Source organism: Erwinia psidii (genome assembly GCF_003846135.1).
Taxonomy (GTDB): domain Bacteria; phylum Pseudomonadota; class Gammaproteobacteria; order Enterobacterales; family Enterobacteriaceae; genus Erwinia; species Erwinia psidii.
The window spans coordinates 76,197-99,149 of sequence record NZ_RHHM01000010.1 but is presented as its reverse complement, the minus strand read 5'-3'; the positions used below and the strand labels follow the sequence as shown (position 1 = coordinate 99,149).

At 53.2% G+C, this 22,953-nt stretch carries 23 protein-coding genes and 3 pseudogenes; 15 read left to right on the top strand and 11 right to left on the bottom strand.

All coding sequences use genetic code 11. The features are described from left to right. Positions 1-76: 76 nt before the first annotated feature. From EB241_RS13720 to EB241_RS21535, 3 genes are all read right to left on the bottom strand, one after another. A complete protein-coding gene (locus EB241_RS13720; protein WP_267431754.1) occupies positions 77-445 on the bottom strand; it encodes a DUF4225 domain-containing protein in 369 nt (122 codons plus the stop codon). Then, a complete protein-coding gene (locus EB241_RS21800; protein WP_267900669.1) occupies positions 418-606 on the bottom strand; it encodes a DUF4225 domain-containing protein in 189 nt (62 codons plus the stop codon). Before EB241_RS21800 ends, EB241_RS13720 begins: the two co-directional genes overlap by 28 nt. A gap of 69 nt (positions 607-675) precedes the next feature. Beyond that, positions 676-873 carry a hypothetical protein gene (locus tag EB241_RS21535; protein ID WP_233592610.1) on the bottom strand — a complete coding sequence of 66 codons (198 nt, stop codon included), beginning with the start codon at positions 871-873 and terminating at the stop codon, positions 676-678. An 81-nt stretch (positions 874-954) separates the two neighbouring features. Here EB241_RS21535 and EB241_RS13715 point away from each other — a divergent pair. Continuing rightward, positions 955-1,437 (top strand): annotated as a pseudogene (locus EB241_RS13715) (Hcp family type VI secretion system effector). A gap of 55 nt (positions 1,438-1,492) precedes the next feature. Here EB241_RS13715 and EB241_RS22005 read toward each other — a convergent pair. Next, positions 1,493-1,747: pseudogene (locus EB241_RS22005) on the bottom strand (antitermination protein Q); the annotation flags it as partial. Positions 1,748-1,777: 30 nt separating this feature from the next. Here EB241_RS22005 and EB241_RS13705 point away from each other — a divergent pair. Next, a pseudogene (locus tag EB241_RS13705) lies at positions 1,778-2,193 on the top strand (tyrosine-type recombinase/integrase); the annotation flags it as partial. Positions 2,194-2,448: 255 nt separating this feature from the next. Here EB241_RS13705 and icd read toward each other — a convergent pair. Next, positions 2,449-3,699 carry an NADP-dependent isocitrate dehydrogenase gene (gene icd, locus EB241_RS13700; protein ID WP_124233699.1) on the bottom strand — a complete coding sequence of 417 codons (1,251 nt, stop codon included), beginning with the start codon at positions 3,697-3,699 and terminating at the stop codon, positions 2,449-2,451. Positions 3,700-3,800: 101 nt separating this feature from the next. Here icd and rluE point away from each other — a divergent pair, with 101 nt between their 5' ends. The 8 genes from rluE (at position 3,801) to EB241_RS13660 (ending at position 11,704) form a co-directional block, all read left to right on the top strand. Next, on the top strand, positions 3,801-4,463 hold the full coding sequence (gene rluE, locus EB241_RS13695) for a 23S rRNA pseudouridine(2457) synthase RluE (RefSeq protein ID WP_124233698.1): 663 nt from the start codon (positions 3,801-3,803) through the stop codon (positions 4,461-4,463). A gap of 28 nt (positions 4,464-4,491) precedes the next feature. Next, positions 4,492-4,968, top strand: coding sequence for an NUDIX domain-containing protein (locus EB241_RS13690; protein ID WP_124233697.1), 477 nt, complete (start codon positions 4,492-4,494; stop codon positions 4,966-4,968). Positions 4,969-5,026: 58 nt separating this feature from the next. Next, positions 5,027-6,130 carry a tRNA 2-thiouridine(34) synthase MnmA gene (mnmA, locus tag EB241_RS13685; RefSeq protein WP_124233696.1) on the top strand — a complete coding sequence of 368 codons (1,104 nt, stop codon included), beginning with the start codon at positions 5,027-5,029 and terminating at the stop codon, positions 6,128-6,130. 63 nt (positions 6,131-6,193) lie between these two features. Then, entirely contained in the window at positions 6,194-6,838 is a 645-nt protein-coding gene (hflD, locus tag EB241_RS13680) for a high frequency lysogenization protein HflD (protein WP_124233695.1), read from the top strand. 19 nt (positions 6,839-6,857) lie between these two features. Further along, entirely contained in the window at positions 6,858-8,228 is a 1,371-nt protein-coding gene (purB, locus tag EB241_RS13675; protein ID WP_124233694.1) for an adenylosuccinate lyase, read from the top strand. Positions 8,229-8,352: 124 nt separating this feature from the next. Further along, positions 8,353-9,021 carry a two-component system response regulator PhoP gene (phoP, locus tag EB241_RS13670; RefSeq protein ID WP_124233693.1) on the top strand — a complete coding sequence of 223 codons (669 nt, stop codon included), beginning with the start codon at positions 8,353-8,355 and terminating at the stop codon, positions 9,019-9,021. Between the two features lie 4 nt (positions 9,022-9,025). Further along, a complete protein-coding gene (gene phoQ, locus EB241_RS13665; RefSeq protein ID WP_124233692.1) occupies positions 9,026-10,486 on the top strand; it encodes a two-component system sensor histidine kinase PhoQ in 1,461 nt (486 codons plus the stop codon). A 90-nt stretch (positions 10,487-10,576) separates the two neighbouring features. After that, the gene (locus tag EB241_RS13660) at positions 10,577-11,704 is read left to right on the top strand and encodes a ribosomal protein uL16 3-hydroxylase (RefSeq protein ID WP_124233691.1); all 1,128 of its coding nucleotides are present in this window, start codon (positions 10,577-10,579) and stop codon (positions 11,702-11,704) included. Positions 11,705-11,809: 105 nt separating this feature from the next. Here EB241_RS13660 and pepT read toward each other — a convergent pair whose 3' ends face one another. Next, positions 11,810-13,045: a peptidase T gene (gene pepT / locus EB241_RS13655; protein WP_124233690.1), complete on the bottom strand. Its 1,236-nt coding sequence runs from the start codon at positions 13,043-13,045 to the stop codon at positions 11,810-11,812. 101 nt (positions 13,046-13,146) lie between these two features. Next, entirely contained in the window at positions 13,147-13,710 is a 564-nt protein-coding gene (locus EB241_RS13650; protein WP_124233689.1) for a helix-turn-helix domain-containing protein, read from the bottom strand. Between the two features lie 93 nt (positions 13,711-13,803). Here EB241_RS13650 and EB241_RS13645 point away from each other — a divergent pair, with 93 nt between their 5' ends. The 5 genes from EB241_RS13645 to EB241_RS13625 all read left to right on the top strand — a co-directional run bounded on the left by EB241_RS13645 (position 13,804) and on the right by EB241_RS13625 (position 18,576). Beyond that, positions 13,804-14,994 carry a benzoate/H(+) symporter BenE family transporter gene (locus EB241_RS13645; protein WP_124233688.1) on the top strand — a complete coding sequence of 397 codons (1,191 nt, stop codon included), beginning with the start codon at positions 13,804-13,806 and terminating at the stop codon, positions 14,992-14,994. A 147-nt stretch (positions 14,995-15,141) separates the two neighbouring features. Then, a complete protein-coding gene (locus tag EB241_RS13640) occupies positions 15,142-16,065 on the top strand; it encodes a metal ABC transporter substrate-binding protein (protein WP_124233687.1) in 924 nt (307 codons plus the stop codon). Further along, complete coding sequence (locus EB241_RS13635) at positions 16,062-16,868, top strand: manganese/iron ABC transporter ATP-binding protein (RefSeq protein WP_124233686.1); 807 nt, start codon at positions 16,062-16,064, stop codon at positions 16,866-16,868. Before EB241_RS13640 ends, EB241_RS13635 begins: the two co-directional genes overlap by 4 nt. Next, positions 16,865-17,734: a metal ABC transporter permease gene (locus EB241_RS13630; protein WP_124233685.1), complete on the top strand. Its 870-nt coding sequence runs from the start codon at positions 16,865-16,867 to the stop codon at positions 17,732-17,734. Before EB241_RS13635 ends, EB241_RS13630 begins: the two co-directional genes overlap by 4 nt. A gap of 2 nt (positions 17,735-17,736) precedes the next feature. After that, on the top strand, positions 17,737-18,576 hold the full coding sequence (locus EB241_RS13625) for a metal ABC transporter permease (protein ID WP_324128831.1): 840 nt from the start codon (positions 17,737-17,739) through the stop codon (positions 18,574-18,576). Between the two features lie 53 nt (positions 18,577-18,629). Here EB241_RS13625 and cobB read toward each other — a convergent pair whose 3' ends face one another. The 4 genes from cobB to lolC are packed head-to-tail and all read right to left on the bottom strand — an operon-like array spanning position 18,630 to position 22,654. Continuing rightward, a complete protein-coding gene (gene cobB / locus EB241_RS13620; protein WP_124233746.1) occupies positions 18,630-19,463 on the bottom strand; it encodes a Sir2 family NAD+-dependent deacetylase in 834 nt (277 codons plus the stop codon). Between the two features lie 50 nt (positions 19,464-19,513). After that, on the bottom strand, positions 19,514-20,758 hold the full coding sequence (gene lolE, locus EB241_RS13615) for a lipoprotein-releasing ABC transporter permease subunit LolE (RefSeq protein ID WP_124233683.1): 1,245 nt from the start codon (positions 20,756-20,758) through the stop codon (positions 19,514-19,516). Beyond that, complete coding sequence (lolD, locus tag EB241_RS13610) at positions 20,758-21,462, bottom strand: lipoprotein-releasing ABC transporter ATP-binding protein LolD (protein WP_124233682.1); 705 nt, start codon at positions 21,460-21,462, stop codon at positions 20,758-20,760. Before lolD ends, lolE begins: the two co-directional genes overlap by 1 nt. After that, a complete protein-coding gene (gene lolC, locus EB241_RS13605; RefSeq protein ID WP_124233681.1) occupies positions 21,455-22,654 on the bottom strand; it encodes a lipoprotein-releasing ABC transporter permease subunit LolC in 1,200 nt (399 codons plus the stop codon). Before lolC ends, lolD begins: the two co-directional genes overlap by 8 nt. Positions 22,655-22,953: the final 299 nt, after the last annotated feature.

The window sequence follows — 22,953 nt, the reverse complement described above, 5'->3', positions numbered from 1 at the left end:
TAATTCCTATAGTTTGTCTGTTTGGTGCCATAAGGTTAAGCTTTAAATCATTTAAATACAGAAGGATGCGTTGATGTCACTTCTTATCATCGCTTTCCAATAGTGATTTTATAGTCATTGACTCATTGTAAACTTCAACGCCTAAATCAAACCGACTCATTTCTTTTATTCCCCTGACATAATCAGTTGGTAGGTCTCTGAACAGACGCCAGCTTTCTGGTTTTATTATGAGCCTACCCATTCCGTATGCGGAAAGCCCTAAATCCATGATGCTATAAGCCAGTTCACCTGTTTTCTGATCAAACCCCAGAAACTCTGCCCCAGCTATGTATGCTTTCTTCATAAAGCCTTGTGAGTCATCTACACCGTAATATAAATTTAATGCTGACTCCTGGACGCTGTTAGCCCCATGAGCGACTAATAAAGCACCAAATCGGCGCCGAATACCATTCCTGTGGCTAAAGATGCTTCTGTAACTCCGACACCTGCTATTACCTGAAGGCTACCAGGCACAATGCCAACACCGTTAATAACATAGTGACAGACTTTATCACTCTTGATGAACTGAACAGAGGCGTGGAGAGCGGCCTGCCCGGAACGCAGCATCTGATCCTGTATGGACAAGTTTTTATGTTCCTCTTGCAGGTGAATAAGGCATTGCTGGCATTCTGAGTCTCAACTGGAAGACCGGATGGTGCTCAATTGTGCATCAATGAAGCGCTGCACATCATCCTGAAAAGCCATCTGAGTAAATCCATCCTTCAGATGAATATTAGAAACATAATTCGCAGTGGAGGCCAGCGCTGCTGCCTCAAGATTTGCCATCGTGAGAAAGTAATTGCGGTCTTTGTTTCGGTCGAGATAGTTGTCCATTTGCGTCCCTTCGTGTGAACATAACAATCATTAGGGCATTTAATCAAACTATGAGCGTACTGAAAAGGAGAAACATCCCCTATGTCCACTGATTTATTCCTTAAAATTGAAGGGATCACGGGTGAATCGCAGGATGCGAATCACAAGGGCTGGATCGGCGTTGATTCATTCACATGGGGCGCAACACAGCCCGGCAATATGGCTACTGGCGGTGGTGGTGGCGCGGGTTAAGTGCAGTATCGGGACCTTAACGTTCAGGCGAAAATTGACAAAGCCACGCCCGGAGTGATGCGTTATATCTCCAACGGCAAACACATCAGCAAGGTAGAAATATCAGTCTGTAAGGCGGGAGGAAGCCAGATTGAATATTGCCGCATAACACTTGAGGAAGTACTTATCACTAACGTCCTGTTCAACGGAGCAACCCAGCGTGACCTGATTGGCATAACTTATCAGTTTCAGGCGGCAAAGGTAAAAATTCAGTACTGGAAACAGTCAGCAGCAGGAAGCAAAGGCGCGGAAACTCAGTCAACATGGAATATCAAAGAAAACAGGGAAGGTTAACATTCAGACAGGCTACTGCCTTGTCAGGGCAGTAGCAGTAGCAGTCACTCTGTGATTATCTGGTCATCCCACGAAATACTGAGTCAGCATAATTTTCTTCAATCTCACATTTTGCCACCAGCATTTCAAAAAAGGGCTTCCGGTTGCGGGAGCACGAAACCTGCGTCAGGTCAGGTTCAAGCAAAGTCTTAGCCTGGAATGCCCTGCTGGCTGGCATTCGTTTAAATCCCCGCCCTGAACAGCGCTCACACTCCCTGTCTACGGGCGCACCCTGCCGGGCTGATTCTGCAAGGTCACGCACCCGGCCTGCTCCGTTGCAGCGTCAGCGGGCTGTTACTTTATCTGGGATGACATGCTCCACGTTGAGCAGGAGAAAACCGGCTCTAAAGTGGCGCTCCCTTTATCACTTCGTTGTGAAGCGCTGGACATTTCTCTACGAGAAGTTGTCGGTAAGTGCCGGGATGCCGTAGTCAGTAATTACCTTGTGCATTTCAGGCACAGCACATCTCTGGCAACCAGGGGAGACCAGGTTTCCACCAGCGCCATTACCACTACATTCAAAAAGGCCAGAAACAGAACAGGAATGTCATGGCCTCCACGGAAAGCACCAACGTTTCACGAACAACGTTCACTGTCCGAAGATTATATAAGGCTCAGGGGATTAATACGCAAAATTTGCCTGGTCACAAGTCACCTCAACAGACCGCAAAATATCATGATGACCGTGGAAAAGACTGGAAAGTGGTAACCGTCTGAGGGGATGTTGACATTTTGAATGGAAATCATCATCCACAGCGACGACATAAAAAACATGACTCTGGAGAGTCATCGTCAGGGCTGGGGAAAACGCCAGAATCATGAGCAAAAAACACCTCAAAAACTGATTATTCTCTAACCAGTTTCGGGGAAGAGTTTTGGGGAAGTTTTGGGGAAGTTTTGGGGAAAGATTTGGAGATCAAAAAGCCAACATAAAATTAACAAATTATGTTGGCTTGATGTTACAAAAAACGATTACATATGCTTAATAATCGCTTCGCCAAACTCTGAAGATTTCAGCAGCTTAGCGCCGTCCATCAGACGTTCAAAGTCATAGGTGACGGTTTTGGCAGCAATCGCCCCTTCCATCCCTTTAACAATCAGGTCGGCGGCTTCGAACCATTCCATATGACGTAACATCATTTCAGCGGAGAGGATCACTGAACCGGGGTTCACTTTATCCTGGCCCGCATACTTCGGTGCTGTACCGTGGGTCGCTTCAAACAGTGCACATTCGTCACCGATGTTCGCCCCTGGCGCAATACCAATACCGCCCACCTGTGCCGCCAGGGCATCTGAAATGTAGTCGCCGTTCAGGTTCATACAGGCGATAACGTCATACTCAGCCGGACGCAGCAGGATCTGTTGCAGAAATGCATCAGCAATAACGTCTTTGATGACGATTTCTTTGCCGCTGTTTGGGTTCTTAATCTTCATCCACGGGCCGCCATCAATCAGCTCGCCGCCGAACTCATCTTTCGCCAGCTGGTAGCCCCAGTCTTTGAAAGCGCCTTCGGTGAACTTCATGATATTGCCTTTGTGCACCAGGGTGACAGAATCACGGTCGTTAGTGATCGCATAGTCAATTGCCGCACGGACCAGACGTTTAGTACCCGCTTCGGAACACGGCTTAACGCCGATACCGCACTGTTCAGGGAAGCGAATTTTCTTCACACCCATCTCATCGCGCAGGAATTTAATCACCTTGTCGGCTTCAGCAGAACCGGCTTTCCATTCGATACCGGCATAAATGTCTTCTGAGTTCTCACGGAAAATAACCATATCGGTATCTTCCGGGCGTTTTACCGGGCTGGGTGTGCCTGTGTAGTAGCGTACAGGACGCAGACAAATATAGAGATCGAGCTGCTGGCGCAGTGCCACGTTCAGTGAACGGATACCGCCACCGACCGGGGTGGTCAGTGGACCTTTGATAGCCACGCGATACTCTTTAATGAGGTCGAGGGTTTCCTGCGGCAGCCATACATCCTGGCCGTAAAGCGCTACCGATTTTTCACCGGTATAAATTTCCATCCAGGAAATTTTACGCTCGCCGTTATAAGCTTTCTGCACGGCGGCATCGACAACCTTGATCATCACCGGAGAAACATCGACGCCAATACCATCACCTTCGATAAATGGGATGACAGGGTTGGCAGGCACATTAAGCCTGCCGTTTTCCAGGGTGATTTTCTGACCTTCCGCCGGAACAACTACTTTGCTTTCCATTAACCTCTCCTTCGAGCGCTTTTTTGTTAATGACTTGTAAGATACGGGACAATACTACTGCAATATTCCCCCCGCGCCAATCCTCACCGGTTTACGTTATAATGCGCTCATCGTTAACAAGTGCAAAGACTATGCTTAAATCTTCTGTTAAGAATCACCGCGTTAAACGGTTCAGCCCATCCTCCGCTGCCGCCAAAGCTTCCCACAGGCCACGGCGGGTAATCGCTTTTAACAAACCGTTTGACGTACTGCCGCAGTTCAGCGATGACGCCGGGCGTGCCACGCTGAAGGATTTTATTCTTCTGCCGGGGGTATATGCCGCAGGCAGACTTGACCGTGACAGTGAAGGACTGATGGTGCTGACCAACGACGGTGCATTACAGGCCACGCTGACACAGCCGGGCAAAGGCACCGGCAAAATCTACTATGTCCAGGTCGAGGGCGTACCGACAGAGGAAGATATTGTGCCACTGCGAACTGGCGTTCTGCTTAAAGATGGCCCTACCCGGCCCGCAGGTGTTGAACTGGTCAACGAGCCGCAATGGTTGTGGCCACGCAATCCGCCTGTGCGTGAACGCAAGTCCATCCCCACCAGCTGGCTTAAAATCACGCTGGTGGAAGGACGTAATCGTCAGGTACGGCGAATGACCGCACACATTGGTTTCCCGACGCTACGCCTCATCCGTTTTGCGTTAGGTAAGGTGACGTTGCAGGATTTACCGCCAGGTGAATGGCGCGATATCACCAGTGAATTTCCCCGTTAAGCCATTACTGGCGAAAAAGGAGTCAGGCATGTTTAAACCGCACGTCACCGTTGCCACCGTGGTGCAGGCTGAAGGGCATTTTCTGGTGGTCGAGGAGATGGTTCGAGGCCGGGCGACATGGAATCAGCCAGCCGGTCACCTGGAAGCCAATGAAACCCTGTTACAGGCGGCTTCTCGCGAACTTTATGAAGAAACCGGCCTTGAAGGCGTACCCGAGGCTTTTTTACGGCTGCATCAATGGATTGCCCCGGATAATACGCCTTTTTTACGTTTCCTTTTCGTGCTGGATTTACCAAAAATGTTGCCAACATGGCCACAGGATCGCGATATCGATCGCTGCTGGTGGCTACCACTGGATGACATCCTGACGACGAAAAAACTGCGTTCGCCGCTGGTGGCTGAAAGCCTGCGTATTTATCAGCAGGGCCAACGATACCCGCTGGAAATGCTGAGCGCGTTTCAGTGGCCATTTAGCGAGGATGCGCCCGCGCCGGGCGCATGGTAGACTACTGCGCAATTTTAAAGGGCAGCCTTTAACTGCCACTCAAAGTCAGGTATTTCTCATGTCATCAAGTCAGAAAAAAGTCATCGTCGGTATGTCCGGCGGCGTGGATTCTTCCGTTTCTGCCTGGTTGCTGCAACAGCAGGGCTATCAGGTGGAAGGTTTGTTTATGAAAAACTGGGAGGAGGATGACGGTGAGGAATACTGTACGGCGGCGGAAGACCTGGCGGACGCTCAGGCGGTATGCGACAGGTTGGGTATCGTTCTGCACACGATAAACTTCGCCGCAGAATACTGGGACAACGTTTTTGAACACTTTCTGGCAGAATACAAAGCGGGGCGCACGCCAAATCCCGATATTCTCTGCAACAAAGAAATTAAATTTAAAGCCTTTCTGGAATTTGCCGCCGAAGACCTGAATGCCGACTTTATTGCCACCGGTCACTATGTCCGCCGTGAGGATGCAGAGGGTAAAAGTCGCCTTCTGCGTGGTCTTGATGATAATAAAGATCAGAGCTACTTCCTTTATACCCTGGGCCACCAGCAGATTGCCCGCAGCCTGTTTCCCGTGGGTGAGTTGGCGAAACCTGAAGTGCGCCGCATCGCTGAACAGTTGGATCTGGTGACCGCGAAGAAAAAAGACTCTACCGGCATCTGTTTTATTGGCGAACGTAAGTTCCGCGATTTTCTGGGCCGCTATCTTCCGGCGCAGCCTGGCGTGATTGTCAGCGTCGGGGGCGATATCGTCGGTGAGCATCAGGGGCTGATGTATCACACCCTGGGGCAACGCAAAGGGTTGGGTATTGGTGGTACCAGGGAAGGCAGTGAAGATCCGTGGTATGTGGTGGATAAAGATGTGGCAAACAACCGGCTGGTGGTGGCTCAGGGCCATGACCACCCACGACTGATGTCAACCGGGTTGATTGCACAGCAGCTACACTGGGTGGATCGTCAGGCCCTTACGGCACCAGTGCGTTGTACGGTTAAAACGCGCTATCGTCAGTCGGATATCCCCTGCACCCTCACTCCGCTGAACGACGATCGCCTTGAAGTGCGTTTTGATGAGCCCGTCGCAGCGGTCACTCCGGGCCAGTCCGCCGTATTCTATCTGGGTGAAATTTGCCTCGGTGGCGGCATCATAGAACAAAGACTGCCGCTGCTTTAATCCTTTTCCAGGCAGGGTACGTACCGGATTTGCAGTGGCACACAGGTGTATACAGGAGTTACCTTGGCGAAAAATTTTTACGACATCACCCTGGCTCTGGCAGGTATCTGTCAGTCGGCGCATCTTGTGCAGCAAATGGCCCATCAGGGGCACTGTCCATCAGAGGTATTAAAAGTATCGCTAAACAGCGTGGTGGATCTCAATCCCACCACCACTCTGGCGGTATTTGGTAATGATGAAGCGCATTTACGCTTTGGGCTGGAAACGCTACTGGCCGTCCTGCACAGTAATCGCCACGGCGCGGTAGCCGAACTGACCCGCTACACGCTGAATCTTATGGTGCTGGAACGCAAGCTCAGCGCGAAGAAAAGCGCGATGGACCAGCTGGCACAACGTATCAGGCAGCTGGATCGTCAGCTGCTTCACTTTGATTTAGATTCAGAAACGCTGCTTGATGCAATGGCAGCGATGTATGTCGATATCATCAGCCCGCTTGGTCCGCGCATTCAGGTTACCGGCTCCCCCGCCGTGCTACAAAATTCGCTGATCCAGAATAAAGTTCGTGCAACGCTGCTGGCCGGCATCCGTGCGGCGGTGCTGTGGCATCAGGTAGGCGGTGGCCGCCTGCAACTGATGTTTTCCCGCAATCGCCTTGCCAGTGAAGCGAAGCAAATATTATCCCGTATTACCGGGTCATCCTTATGTTAACCTTTCAGGAGTTGCACCGATGGAATTATCCTCTCTGACAGCCATCTCCCCCGTTGATGGCCGCTACGGCGACAAAGTAAGTCCTCTGCGCGATATTTTCAGCGAATATGGCCTGCTGAAGTTTCGCGTCGAAGTGGAGGTCCGCTGGTTACAAAAACTGGCCGCCTGTCCAGAGATCGGCGAAGTTCCTGCATTTGATGCTGACGCAAACGCTTTCCTTGATGCGATTGTCCGCGATTTCAATCAAGACGACGCCGCGCGCATTAAAACCATTGAGCGTACCACCAACCACGATGTGAAAGCCGTGGAATATTTTCTGAAGGAAAAAGTGGCAGGCAATGCAACGCTGCACGCCGTTTCCGAGTTTATTCACTTTGCCTGTACTTCCGAGGACATTAATAACCTGTCCCACGCGCTGATGCTGGACACCGCGCGTCGTGAGGTGATTGTGCCTTACTGGAACAACATCATCGCCGCGGTCAAAGATCTGGCGCTGCAATACCGCGATATTCCGCTGCTGTGCCGAACGCATGGCCAACCGGCCACCCCGTCAACACTGGGTAAAGAGATGGCAAACGTGGCCTGGCGCTTTGAGCGCCAGCTGCGTCAGCTGGAACGCATTGAGGTGCTCGGCAAGATTAACGGTGCCGTGGGTAACTACAATGCGCATATTGCCGCCTATCCTGAAGTGGACTGGCACCAGCTGAGTGAAAGTTTTGTCACTTCACTGGGCATCACCTGGAACCCGTACACCACGCAAATTGAACCGCATGATTATATCGCGGAGCTGTTTGACTGCATCGCCCGTTTCAACACCATTTTGATCGACTTTGATCGTGACGTGTGGGGCTATATTGCGCTGAACCACTTTAAGCAGAAAACCATCGCCGGCGAAATCGGTTCCTCCACCATGCCGCACAAAGTAAATCCGATTGACTTTGAAAACTCCGAAGGCAACTTAGGCCTGGCCAATGCCGTTATGCAGCATCTGGCCAGTAAACTGCCGGTTTCTCGCTGGCAGCGCGATCTGACCGACTCCACCGTACTGCGTAATCTTGGGGTTGGCGTGGGCTATGCGCTGATCGCTTATCAGGCAACGCTGAAGGGGATCGCCAAACTGGAAGTGAACCGCGAGCGGCTGCTGGACGAACTGGACCAGAACTGGGAAGTGCTGGCCGAGCCGATCCAGACGGTAATGCGTCGTTACGGCATTGAAAAACCTTATGAGAAGCTGAAAGAACTGACCCGCGGCAAGCGCGTTGATGCCGCTGGCATGAAAGCGTTTATTGATGGTCTGGATCTGCCTGAAGAAGAGAAAGCCCGCCTGAAGTTAATGACTCCGGCGAATTACCTTGGTCGTGCAGTGCAGATGGTTGACGATTTGAACTGACACACCTGCGCTGGCGGACACAAGTCAGCCAGCGTTAACCTGCTGTTTATCTGCGTTCACCTATACTTTCTTAAGTCAACTTATACTGCCTCGCGGCCCCTGAACAGACAGAAAGGATTAGATCATGCGTGTATTGATTGTGGAAGATAACCCTCTGCTACGCCATCATCTCGCCGTACAGCTTCGTGAAATGGGCCACCAGGTCGACGCGGCGGAAGATGCCAAAGAAGCAGATTATTTTCTGGATGAGCATACACCCGATATTACCCTGGTCGATTTGGGCCTGCCGGATGAAGACGGCATGACGCTGATCCGCCGCTGGCGCAGTCAGGACGTTAAACAGCCGATTCTGGTACTGACCGCCCGCGAAGGCTGGCAGGCTAAAGTGGAAGCGCTCGAAGCCGGGGCTGATGATTATGTCACCAAACCGTTTCATATCGAAGAGGTGGTCGCGCGCATGCAGGCGCTGATGCGTCGTAACAGCGGCCTCGCCTCGCAGATTATCACCCTTGCCCCTTTTCAGGTGGACTTTTCACGCCGCGAACTGACCATTGATGAACAACAAATCAAACTGACCGCCTTCGAATATACCATTATCGAAACGCTGATCCGCAACGCGGGTAAAGTGGTCAGTAAAGACTCGTTGATGCTACAGCTTTATCCCGATGCTGAACTGCGCGAAAGCCACACCATTGACGTACTGATGGGACGTCTGCGTAAGAAAATTCAGGCACTTTACAGCAACGATGTGATCACAACCGTGCGTGGTCAGGGTTACAGGTTTGATCTCTGATCTGATGTTTAAACTCACGCCTCAGACACCCTTTTCCCTCCGCGCCCGATTCCTGCTGGCAACCGCCGTGGTGGTACTGATCCTGTCACTCTCCTACGGTATGGTGGCAGTGGTCGGTTATGTGGTGAGCTTTGATAAAAATACCTACCGGGTGATGCGGGGCGAGAGCAATCTGTTTTTCACTCTGGCGCAATGGCAGAACAACAGGCTGAGCATTGTTCAGCCAGAGAGCCTCACCCTTAACTTCCCCACGCTGGTGTTTATCTACAATGAAAAAGGCAAGCTGCTGTGGCAGTTGCGTGACGTGCCGGATATCCGTGAAAAGATTAATCATGACTGGCTGAAACGTTCCGGCTTTTATGAGATCAATACCGATAACAGCACCAGTCGCCAGGCACTGGGGAACGACACCGATGCTCAAAACAAGCTGACGGCTTACGATGATGACAACAACGATACCTTTACGCACTCTGTGGCGGTAAATCGCTACGATGCTACGCCAAGCCTTCCCGCATTAACCGTGGTGGTTGTCGACTCTATCCCGCAGGAGCTGCAACATTCCGATGTGGTCTGGTCATGGTTTAGCTACGTTCTGCTGGTTAACCTGCTGCTGGTGATACCACTGCTGTGGCTGGCCGCACACTGGAGCCTTGGCCCGATTGGATCGCTGGCCAGTCAGGTTCGGGAGCTGGAAAATGGTACCCGTGACACCCTCGATCCGCAACCGCCTCAGGAGCTGAGGAGTCTGGTTCGCAACCTCAACCTGCTGCTGGATAATGAGCGACAGCGCTACACGCGCTACCGGACCACGCTGAGCGATTTGACTCACAGCCTGAAAACGCCGCTGGCGGTTTTGCAGAGCACCCTGCGTTCGCTGCGTGGTGGCCGCACTATCTCGATTGAACAGGCCGAGCCGATTATGCTTGAGCAAATCAGCCGTATTTCGCAGCAAATTGGCTATTACCTGCACCGTGCCAGTATGCAGGCCGATCACAATGTGCTGAAACGTGAATTGCATTCAGTACCTGCGCTGCTCGACAGTCTCTGTTCGGCGCTCAATAAGGTTTATCAGCGCAAGGGCGTGTCTCTGACACTGGATATCTCACCGGAACTGACCTTTATTGGCGAACAGAACGACTTTATGGAAGTGATGGGCAATGTGCTGGATAACGCCTGCAAATATTGCCTGGAATTTGTTGAGATCACCGCGCGCCAGACGGATAACGAGCTGCATCTTATTGTGGATGATGATGGTCCCGGTATTCCGGTCAGTAAACGCGATCTGATTTTTATCCGTGGACAGCGTGCCGACACGCTGCGCCCCGGACAAGGCCTGGGACTCGCTGTTGCCAGGGACATTCTGGAGCAATACACCGGAGATATTATCGCCACCACCAGCGAGCTGGGCGGCGCGCGAATGGACGTAATTTTTCAGCGGCAGGAAGTGCTCCACGGCGACGAGTAGCGGCTTCTTCCGCTCCATCAGCGAATAGGTTAACACCGATGTTACCACCGCTGTTATAATCGATAAAAATCAGCGACTCAGGAGCAGTCCATGACGTATCATATCGAACTGAACTGGCCCGACTTTATACAGCGTTACTGGCAAAAACGGCCGGTGCTGTTAAAGGGTGGTTTCAAAAACTTTGTTGATCCAATCTCACCGGACGAGCTGGCCGGTCTGGCAATGGAAAACGAAGTCGACAGCCGTCTGGTCAGTCATCAGGGCGGCAAATGGCAGGTCAGTCACGGCCCATTCGCGAGCTTTGATCATCTCGGTGAAAATAACTGGTCGCTGCTGGTTCAGGCCGTTGACCACTGGCACGAAGCCTCTGCCGCGCTGATGCGTCCTTTCCGCCATCTGCCTGACTGGCGAACTGACGACCTGATGATCTCCTTCTCTGTGCCGGGGGGTGGTGTCGGTCCGCATCTCGATCAGTATGACGTGTTTATTATCCAGGGAACCGGGCGACGCCGCTGGCGGGTTGGCGAAAAAGTGGCAATGAAACAGCACTGTCCGCATCCCGATCTGTTGCAGGTAGAGCCTTTCGACGCGATTATCGATGAAGAGGTCGAAGCGGGCGATATTCTCTATATTCCACCGGGTTTCCCCCACGAAGGCTACTCTCTGGAAAATGCGGTCAGCTACTCGGTTGGATTCCGTGCGCCAAACGGGCGTGAACTGTTGAGCGGTTTTGCCGATTATGTCCTTTCTCACGAACTCGGCAGCTATCGCTTCAGCGATCCTGACGTTGCCGCGCGGGAAAACAGCGCTGAAATCCTGCCGCAGGAGTTGGAGAGCATGCGTAAGATGATCCTCGACGTTGTTAATCAACCAGACCATTTCAGCCAGTGGTTTGGCGAGTTTATTTCCCAGTCACGCCATGAACTGGATATTGCGCCTCCGGCGCCACCTTATCAGCCGGATGAAATTTATGATGCCCTGCAGCAGGGGGATCGCCTGAAACGCCTCGGTGGACTGCGGGTACTGTCGATGGGTGAGACGGTATTTATTAATGGTGAGCAGATAACATCGCCACATCATCAGGTACTGACGTTGCTGGCCAGGCAGTATTCGCTGGGGAGAGAGGACTTCGCGGCGGTACTTGACGATCCTGCCTTCCTTGCCCAGCTAACCGGGCTGGTTAACAACGGCTATTGGTATTTTGGCGAAGAAGAGTAAAACGCAGGCGGGATAAACGCTGTTGCCCGTTGCTAAAACGCCGCGCCATAACGGCGCGGCGGGGATGATTATCAAACCACAGATTGTGCCGTCTGGCGACCCCGGCTAAGACGTTTTCGCTTTTCTGGCAGTCAATGCAGCAATACGCATAATGACCGCCACCGCCTTCTCCATATTATCCAGCGACGCAAACTCATGTCTGCCGTGGTAATTATAACCACCGGTAAACAGGTTCGGGCAGGGCAGCCCCATAAAGGAAAGCGCTGCACCATCGGTTCCCCCGCGAACAGGTTTAACGTTTGGTTCAATATCGCACTCCCGCATCGCCTCAAGCGCATATTCAATGATGTGTGGCCAGGCTTCAACCTTTTCACGCATATTGAAATAACCATCGTCAATATTCACTTCAATGGCTGCACAGGAAGGCAAATCTTCAGCCAGTTGTGCAGCTATCCGCGTCATTACGTTCTTACGCTGCGCAAAGCGATCGCGGTCAAAGTCCCGGATGATATAATGAAGCTCAGCTTTCTCCACGCCGCCTTTGATGCCATGCAAATGATAAAAGCCTTCATAACCAGCTGTGTGCTCAGGCACTTCCTTTTCCGGCATCGCGGCATGAAAGCGCATCGCAAGCGTAAGGGCATTAACCATCACGCCTTTTGCCGTACCGGGATGCACATTGTTACCGGTGATTTTCACCGTCGCTGAAGCGGCGTTAAAGTTTTCATATTCAAACTCACCCACCCCGCCACCATCCACGGTGTAACCCCATTCCGCACCAAATGCCGCCACATCAAAGCAGCTGGTGCCTTTACCTATTTCTTCATCCGGCGTGAAGGCGATACGGATGTTACCGTGAGGAATATTTTCTTTTTTCAGTCTGGCCATCGCCGTGACAATTTCCGCAATACCCGCTTTGTCGTCAGCACCCAACAGCGTTTTACCATCGGTGGTAATCAGCGTATGCCCGATCAGGCTGTGCAGCACAGGGAACATTACCGGTGAGAGGATCTCATCACCGATACCCAGCGCAATATCACCGCCACGATAATTTTCGACGATTTGCGGTGTGACATTTTTAGCGGTGTAATCGGGCGAGGTATCTATATGAGAGATGAAACCGATCGTTGGCACTGGCCACGCCACATTTGAAGGCAGCGTCGCCATCACAATGCCGTTTTTACTGAGTGTGACATCACTTAAACCCAACGCTGTCAGCTCTCTGCACAACACTTTAGCCAGCTGCAATTGTCCTTCGGTGCTGGGGATCTGTCGTACATGGCTCCTTGATTGCGTGTCATAAGAGACATATTGCAAAAAGCGATCGAGTAAATTGTTCATCTTCCTTCCCTCTGAATGACAGATTTCATTATCAGCAACTTTTGCCGGGCAATTATTGCTTCAGGTCAGTTAAGCAGCTGGCTTATCTCTCAACACGGTTCTCACTGCTGTGGATAGTGGATAAGACTGAGGAATTTAACCGTCTTAAGACTCACGTTAAGATAGCTGTGTGGGCAATCCGCCTGAAAACGCAACCCCTCACCCGCTTTAAGGGTATGCCATTTACCGTTTACTGCCAGTTGCAACTCACCTTCCGTCACCACCACATGTTCAATCACCCCGGTTTCATGCGCTGATGACTCACTGACTGCACCGGCAATCAGTTCCACCGCCAGCACATCAAAGTGCAACGCTGTATCATAAGGAAACAGCGGCGTAGCCTGCATCGCCACAGTGCGTTGTCGACGTGGCACAGCCTGCCCGCTTCGCATGACCTGTTCCGGCTCCTGTGGTTCAGATACGGGAATAAAATGGGAAAAAGGGACGTTAAAGCCGGTGGCAATTTTCCATAACGTCGCCACTGTCGGGCTGGATTCACCTCGTTCAATTTGCCCCAGCATGGCTTTACTCACGCCCGTCTCTTTCGCGGTGCGGGTCAGACTCCACTCACGGGAAAGACGCAAAGACTTCAGGGTCAGTCCGGTTTGAAAACTGGGATTTGTCATGTCACCTCCTGGTCGGGAAAGTCAGTCTATCACTTGCATGCTATGACGCACACTGCTAGCCTGCACGTTATAACGCACATACGGGTAGCCATTATGCGCGCTCCTTTATCCTTGTCTTATATAACATTTCCTGCCCTGATGGCCGGTTTTGTTGCCGTACTGGTGGGTTATACCAGTTCTGCGGCCATCATTTTCCAGGCCGCCAGCGCAGCCGGCGCTTCTGCTGTACAGACTGGCGGCTGGCTATGCATGCTGGGACTGGCAATGGGGCTGACCTCTGTTGGGCTGTCACTGTACTATCGCGCCCCGATCCTTACCGCATGGTCAACACCCGGTGCCGCCCTGCTGGTCACCTCGCTTCCGGGTACTTCCCTGGCGGAGGCGGTCGGCGTGTTTGTCTTTGCCTCCGGTTTAATTTTTCTTTGTGGCATTACCGGGCTGTTTGCCAGGCTGATGCACTATATCCCGCAGGCGATTTCATCTGCCATGCTGGCCGGGATCTTATTGCGTTTTGGCATCGATGCTTTTGCCTCTTTTAAGGTTGATTTCGTGCTGACGGCCTGTATGTGTCTGAGTTACCTGATAGCTATACGCTGTCTGCCACGTTACGCCATTGTGACGGCGCTGCTGGCTGGTCTGGCGGTGGCTGTCGTTCAGGGTGATATTCACTTTTCAACGCAACCATACTCTTTTGCACTACCGGAATTTGTCGCCCCTCATTTTACGCTCAGCACGCTACTGGGCATTGGTATGCCTTTTTTTGTCGTCACCATGGCTTCACAGAATGCCCCAGGCATCGCGACGTTGAAAGCCGGCGGCTGGCAGGTGCCGGTTTCCCCTCTGATCAGCGTAACCGGTCTTACTTCTCTGCTGCTGGCTCCCTTTGGTGGATTTTCTGTGTGCATCGCCGCAATTACTGCGGCCATCTGTATGGGAAAAGAAGTACATCCCGACCCGCAGCGACGCTACTGGGGAACCGTCTGTGCCGGTCTTTTTTATCTGCTGGCCGGCCTGTCTGGCGACATGATTGGCCTGGTGTTTAGCATTCTCCCCGCCTCCCTGATCCACGCTATCGCCGGGCTGGCGCTGCTCGGCACTATTGCCGGCAGCCTGCAACAGGCACTGGCGAACGAGAAACAGCGTGAAGCAGCGATCATTACCTTTCTGATAACAATATCTGGCCTGACACTGTTGGGCATTGGGGCTGCATTCTGGGGGCTGGCAGGGGGCATTATCGCTTATCTGCTGCTCTCACTCCCCGTGCGTCGCATATCGGCAAAGTAAGCCCGGGCCGCCCTGCTGCTCGCTATCCAGTGAGCATCCACCCGATGCAACGTTTTCACATTTCTCATATGAGAATCATTGCCATTTGCATATAGCAAGTGCTATGTTTTATAGCCATCGCTATTTTGCGCAATCAGGGAAACAATAATGAAAAAATGGCTACTACATGCAGGGAAACGTCGCCTTCTGCACGGACTGGTTCTGATTCTGCTAGTCAACGCACCCGCCGTGATGGCGCAGGAGAAATTCAGGGTCATCACCACCTTCACGGTGATTGCTGATATGGCAAGAAACGTGGCGGGAGACGCAGCCGTGGTGGAATCCATCACTAAGCCAGGCGCGGAGATCCACGAGTATCAGCCAACGCCTGGCGATATAAGGCGCGCTCAGGGGGCGCAACTGATCCTCTCCAATGGCCTTAATCTGGAGCTGTGGTTCAGAAAGTTCTATCAACACTTACCCGGTGTGCCAGAAGTGGAAGTCTCCTCAGGGATTGTCCCACTCGGGATCACCGCGGGGCCTTACAATGGGAAACCCAATCCTCACGCCTGGATGTCACCGGAAAATGCGCGCATTTATGTCGATAACATCCGCAATGCGCTGGAGAAGTACGATCCGCAAAATGCAGCAATTTACCGTAAGAATGCGCAAATTTATCAACAAAAAATTGCCAACACGCTGCAGCCCCTGCGTGCAGAGATCGACCAAATCCCGGCGGATAAACGCTGGCTGGTGACCAGTGAAGGCGCGTTCTCCTATCTGGCTCGCGATCTCGGTCTGAAAGAACTTTACCTGTGGCCAATCAATGCCGATCAACAGGGCACGCCGCAACAGGTACGCCAGGTCATTGATATGATGAAAAAACACGCCATCCCGACAATATTCAGTGAAAGCACCATCTCTGATAAACCTGCCCGCCAGATTGCCAGAGAGACCGGGGCACATTACGGCGGCGTGCTTTATGTTGACTCGCTCAGCAATGCCGACGGACCGGTTCCGACTTATCTCGATTTACTGCACGTAACCACGGCGGCAGTGGTTGATGGTATTAATGAGGGGCTGAAACCATGAAACGCGCCCTGTCCGACAGTCCAGGGATCAGTGCACGAGGCGTCACCGTGACTTATCGCAATGGTCACACCGCCCTGAGGGATGCCAGCCTGAGTATACCAACAGGCACCCTTGCCGCACTGCTGGGGATCAATGGCTCTGGAAAGTCCACGTTGTTTAAAGCGATTATGGGGTTTGTGCCGCTGACTGAGGGCGATATTAGCCTGATGGGCGTACCAACCCGCACCGCGTTACGGCAGAACCAGGTGGCTTATGTTCCGCAGTCGGAAGACGTTGACTGGCACTTCCCGGTACTGGCCGAAGATGTGGTAATGATGGGCCGCTATGGTCACATGGGCATGTTGCGCATTCCGCGCAAAGCCGACCATGATGCGGTGGCAGCCGCACTTGACCGGGTAGGGATGAGTGATTTCCGTCACCGGCAAATTGGTGAACTTTCCGGCGGACAGAAAAAACGCATTTTTCTCGCCAGGGCCATCGCCCAGGGAGGAAAAATTGTGCTGCTGGACGAGCCGTTCACTGGCATTGACCTCAACACCGAACGACAGCTTATTTCCCTGTTGCAACAGATGCGGGATGAGGGCTGCACATTGCTGGTCTCCACCCACAATCTTTCCACGGTCAACAGCTTCTGCGATTACACCGTGCTGGTTAAAGGCACGGTACTGGCCTGTGGACCGACCGCCGACATCTTCACCGCGTCGAACCTGAGCAGAGCCTTTGATGGCATTTTACATCCGCTGATGTCGAATGATGTGGTGCACAGGGGTGAAGATCCGCTGCCCTTAAAGGAAAAAAGATGACAGGCACACTGCTGGAACCGTTCAACTATCAGTACATGCTCAACGCCATGTGGGTTTCAGCACTGGTGGGTGGCGTTTGCGCCTTTCTCTCCTGCTACCTGATACTCAAGGGCTGGGCGCTGATTGGCGATGCGCTGTCGCATGCCATCGTTCCCGGCGTGGCGGGGGCCTGGATGCTCGGATTACCCTTCTCTCTGGGCGCTTTTTTCTCCGGTGGTCTCGCGGCCGCAGCCATGCTGTTTTTGCATCAGCGAACCCGCCTGCGTGAAGACGTCATCATCGGCCTTATCTTCTCATCGTTTTTCGGTTTTGGGCTGTTTATGGTGTCGCTGAATCCAACCTCGGTAAATATTCAGACCATCATTTCAGGCAATATTCTGGCCATCACACCGGCTGATACCTGGCAGTTAGCCATCAGCAGCGTTGTATGTCTGATGGTTTTATTGCTGAAATGGAAGGATCTGATGGTCACCTTTTTCGACGAGCAACATGCGCGCACCGTTGGACTCAATCCATCCCGTCTCAAGGCGCTATTCTTTGTCCTGCTCTCCGTCACCACGGTAGCGGCGCTGCAAACCGTCGGCGCATTTCTGGTGATTTGTATGGTAGTCGCCCCCGGCGCCACCGCCTATTTACTGACTGACCGCTTTTCCAGGATGCTGGTGATAGCGATTATCATTGGCGTGGTAACCAGCTTTTTCGGTGCCTGGATAAGCTTTTTTCTCGATGGCGCAACGGGGGGCATTATCGTGGTAACCCAGGCGCTGATCTTCCTGCTGGCCTTTCTGTTTTCACCGAAATATGGCTGGCTTACACGGCACAGGCGGACGGTTGAGGTACTGACCGGCGAAGGAGAAACGCCATGAGCCTGCTCACACTTATGCTGCAACCCTTTCAGTTTGATTTTATGATCAATGCGCTACTGGTAGCCGTTCTGCTGGCGGTTCCAACGGCGTTAATTTCCTGTCTGCTGGTGCTGAAAGGCTGGGCATTGCTTGGCGATGCCATGAGCCATGCGGTGTTTCCGGGCGTGGTACTGGCTTACCTGGCCGGTTTACCTTTTGCCATTGGTGCTTTTTTCGCCGGGCTGTTCTGTGCGCTGGCGACGGGTTTTTTAAAAGAAAACACCCGCATCAGGCAGGATGCGCTGATGGGCATTGTCTTTTCGGCCATGTTCGCGATTGGGCTTATCCTGTCCGTTGCGGTTAAGGCGGAAATCCATCTCGATCATATCCTCTTTGGGGATATGCTGGGGATCAACGGTGACGATTTGATACAGACCGGGCTTATCGCGCTGCTGATTATGCTGATTTTCCTGATGAAATGGCGCGATTTTCTGCTTCATGCCTTTGATCCCGTTCAGGCCAGCGCCTGCGGGCTGAAAACCTCACTGTTGCACTACGGGCTGCTGTGCATGACCGCGCTTACCATTGTGGCGGCGCTGAAAGCGGTCGGCATCATTCTGTCGCTGTCGCTGTTGATCGCCCCCGGCGCCATTGCCCTGCTACTGACTAGAACCTTCGCCGGTATGATGCTGGTGGCGACGGTGCTCACTGTGGGGGTTGCCTTCTGCGGCGTTTATTTGTCTTTCTTTATCGACAGCGCCCCTGCCCCAACCATTGTGGTGCTTTTTTCGCTGGTATTTGTCATCGTGTTTGTGTTGACAGGCGTAAAGGCCAGACAACGCCACATCAGCCTGCCGGGATAGCGAGGAAAAACGTTACAGGGTCGCCGCGAACACCTCCGGTACGCGGCATCCGCTTAGCAGCGAATCTTATGCAGCAGGCGTTGCACAAACCCCGGCACCACCTCAGTGGCCGGCCCGTAATCCTTCTCTTCAAATTCGCTGCCGACCTGGCTGGGTTGTAGATTCAGCTCCACCGTCCAGGCCCCCTGTAATTTTGCCTCGTGAACGAAGCCCGCCGCCGGATAAACATGACCGGATGTGCCAATCGCCACAAAATAATCAGCGTTTGCCAGCGCCGTGTAAATTTCATCCATCTGTAATGGCATCTCACCGAACCAGACAATATGTGGACGCAACACGGAGGGGAACTGACAGCAGTGGCAGCGATCGCCAGGATTAAGGTCTTCCTGCCACTGCACCACCTGCCCACTGGTGGCACAGCGTACTTTTAACAGTTCACCGTGCATATGAATGACATTGCGGCTACCCGCGCGTTCATGCAGGTTATCAATATTTTGCGTCACCAGCAGAAAATGGTCGCCCAGCGCGGCTTCCAGCTCCGCCAGCGCCAGATGCGCCTGGTTTGGTGCGATATCGGGTTGCTGCAACTGACGACGGCGGGCATTGTAAAACGCCTGTACCTTATGCGGATCGCGGGAGAATCCTTCCGGGGTCGCCACGTCTTCCACCCTGTGATCTTCCCACAGCCCCTCATCGGCGCGGAAGGTGCGGATACCGGATTCAGCGGAGATCCCCGCGCCGGTCAGCACCACCACCCGTGGCAGGGGATGACGGGCAATTTCAATATTACGGTCGCGCTCAAAAATGCGCTGACGAAAGCGCTGATGCACCTGACGTCGGGTTTTCTTGTAACGTGCCAGTCTCAGGCGGCGACGGGGGGTACGCATCATAACTTCTTTACTCCTTAACGTGCCGGAAAGGGAATGCGGGCCTGTGCTTACTGGCCACTCAGTACGCGAGCAGGATCGATTCGACTCGCTCTTCTGGCCGGATACCAGCTGGCAATCAGGCTCAGTAATAGTGACGTCAGCAACACAGTGACCACATCAAGCCAGTGAACTTCAGATGGCAGAAAGTCGATAAAGTAAATATCGCCAGAAAGGAAATGGTAACCGGTGAGGGTTTCAATGCCATGGATAATCGTCGTGAGGTTCAGGGCCGCCAGCACGCCGACCACCACACCACTGACGCTTCCCAGCAGCCCGGCCATCAGGCCATACCAGACAAAGATCGCACGGATCAGCCCGTCCCTTGCGCCAAGGGTACGTAACACAGCAATATCGCTGCTCTTGTCTTTTACCGCCATCACCAGCGTGGAAACAATGTTAAAGCAGGCGACGCCAATCACCAGCACCATCGCCAGATACATAATGGCGCGGATCATCTGGATATCCCGGTACATATAGCCGTAGCTGCCGATCCAGCTGCGAATGTACACGTAGGAATGGGTCACTTCACCGGCATCGCGCACCAGTTTCTGTGCGGCAAACGGGTCAGACATTTTCAGTGCAATACCCGTGACGTTGTCACCCATATTGAGATAGTGTTGCGCGTCGGCCAGCGGGACCAGTGCGAGACTGTGGTCGAGCATACCACTGAGCGCCAGAATACCACTCACCTGAAGGCGTACACGCTTTGGCTGTAACAGTTTCTGTCCCTGGCTGCTGTCGGGGATCAACACCGTCAGCCAGTCACCCTGCTTCAGGTTAAGGCTTTTGGCCACCCCCTGCCCCAGAATAATCTGCTGCTTATCGGCGCCAAAGCTCTGCCAGGCATGGTCCTGCACATAGGCGGGCAGCGCGCTTAATTTCATTTCCTGCTGCGGGTCAACCCCTTTAATCTGGATCGCCTGCAACTTAACGCCGCTTTCAATCAGGCCGGTGAAATTAATATAGGGCGCGGCAGCGGCAATGCCTTTGACCTGCTCCACCTGCGGCAACAACGACTGCCAGCCGGTAAACGGCTGCTTCACCGGTTCGATCTCACCGTGCGGCACCACCGCGAGAATGCGGTTGTTCAGCTCACGCTCAAAGCCGTTCATCGCACTGAGGCCAATGATTAACACCGCTACCCCCAGCGCGATACCCAGGGTGGAGATCGCTGAAATCAGCGACACCATACCGCCACGACGACGTCCACGACTGAAGCGCAGACCCAGCAGAAGAGAGAGAGAGTTCGCCATTACATCAGCCCTGCCAGGGTCAGGGTGTCGCTCAACTGACCATCGCGCATTTCCATCTGCCGTTTAAGGCGTTTTGCCAGTTGCAAATCGTGGGTCACCACCAGGAAAGCGGTTCCCTGCCTGACGTTCAGCTCACCAAGCAGATCGAAAATGGCATCAGCATTGCGCGCATCCAGATTACCGGTTGGCTCATCGGCCAGCACCAGACGCGGGTTATTCACCAGCGCACGGGCAATCGCCACGCGCTGGCGCTCTCCACCAGAAAGTTCAGAAGGTCGGTGATGCGCGCGTTTTTCCAGGCCAACGGCGCTGAGCATATCGAGTGCTTTTGCCTGTGCTTCCCCTTTGGCGACGTTGCCAATCAGCAACGGCATCACGACGTTTTCCAGCGCGTTGAAATCCGGCAAAAGATGGTGGAACTGATAAATAAAGCCCAGTTCGCGATTACGTAACCCGGCTCTGGCCGTCGGGGACATCCGGTTGAGTGACTGGCCGTCAAACACCACTTCGCCGGAAGTGGGTGTATCCAGCCCGCCAAGCAGGTGCATCAGGGTGCTTTTACCGGAACCGGAACTACCGACAATCGCCATCATCTCGCCGGGCGCAACGCTGAAAGAGACATTCCGCAGCACATCGGTTTGTACGCTCCCTTCCTGGTAGCGCTTGCAAAGGTTGTCGCACTGTAACAGGGATGAATTACTCATAACGTAAAGCCTCAGCGGGTTGAACGGCGGCAGCCCGCCAGGAAGGATACAGGGTGGAGAGCAGCGACAGCACCATTGCGACGATCACAATGGTCAGCACCTGTGGCAGGGAAATGTCGACAGGTAGCGCCGCGCCATCGAGGAATGCGCCAATCAGCGGCATCAGATTGTTAAGCTGGCTTGCGAGCAGTACCCCAAGCAACGCCCCCAGCACCGAACCGACAATACCGGCGGTTGCGCCCTGCACCATAAACACCATCACAATCTGGCGACGCGTCAACCCCTGGGTTTGCAGTATCGCCACTTCTCCCTGTTTTTCCATGATCAGCAAACCCAGCGAGGTAATAATATTAAAGGCGGCAACAGCGACAATCAGACTGAGTAATAAACCCATCATATTTTTCTCCATTCTGACCGCCTGAAACAGTTCGCCCTTTCGCTCTCGCCAGTCTTTCCACACCAGTCCCTGTGGCAGCGTTTGCTGGCTCAGGGCATCAACCTGCAGCGGTTTGTCAAGCCACAGACGCCAGCCGGTGATGTTACCCGCCTGATAACGCATCAGGCGCGAAGCGTCCTGCTGGTTCACCAGAATCTGGTAGCCATCCACCTCGCTGTTGGCAGCAAAGGTGCCCACCACGGTGAACAGGCGCTGGCTGGGCAGGCGACCCATCGGCGTGAACTGGCTGGCGGAGGGCACCATCAAACGCAACGCATCGCCCTTGCTGACCCCAAGCTGCTGTGCCAGCTGTTCCCCCAGAATCACGTTGTACTGCCCGGGCTGAAGCACACTCTGGCTGACGTTATTCAGATAAGGCGTCAGTGGGTCGGGCTCATCAGGCGCAATCCCCAGCATCACCCCCACGCCAACACTGTGGGCGCTTTGCAGTACCACATCGGCCGTGGTCAGCGGCGTGATGCGGTTCACTCCGCGTAGTTTCAGGGAGGCAGCAGGAATTTGCTGCGGATCGATGGCACCTTTTTCACCGGTGATAAGCGCCTGGGGCATCAGGTTGAGCGTGCTTTTTTCCAGTTCATGCTCAAAACCATTCATCACCGACAGCACGGTGACCAGGGCCAGCACGCCCAGAGTGATACCAATGGCTGAAAGCCAGGAGACAAACCGTCCGAAACGGTCGGATGCTCGTCCACGCATGTAACGCAGACCGATAAATAACGCGACAGGTTGATACATGTAATCCGTCTTTTGGCGATGGATAAAGTAAAAAAGTGATCGAGGATGATAAAGGACAGTCCGGCGTTATGGAACCTCCAGACCGCAGAGTATGCACGATTGTTTTGTCTTCCTGTCCTTGATCGGCGTAAATGCCGCAATATCGGACAAAAAACACCCATTAACTGCGGCATTGTTCGACAGCCATCGGCATACACTGTTTTTACCGACGCGCAACAGGCCATGCAGCATCGCGGTACTGCCCCGCACCGGGCTGACCAACAGAACAGCCTCTACGACAGGCGCTGAATGTGAGAGTG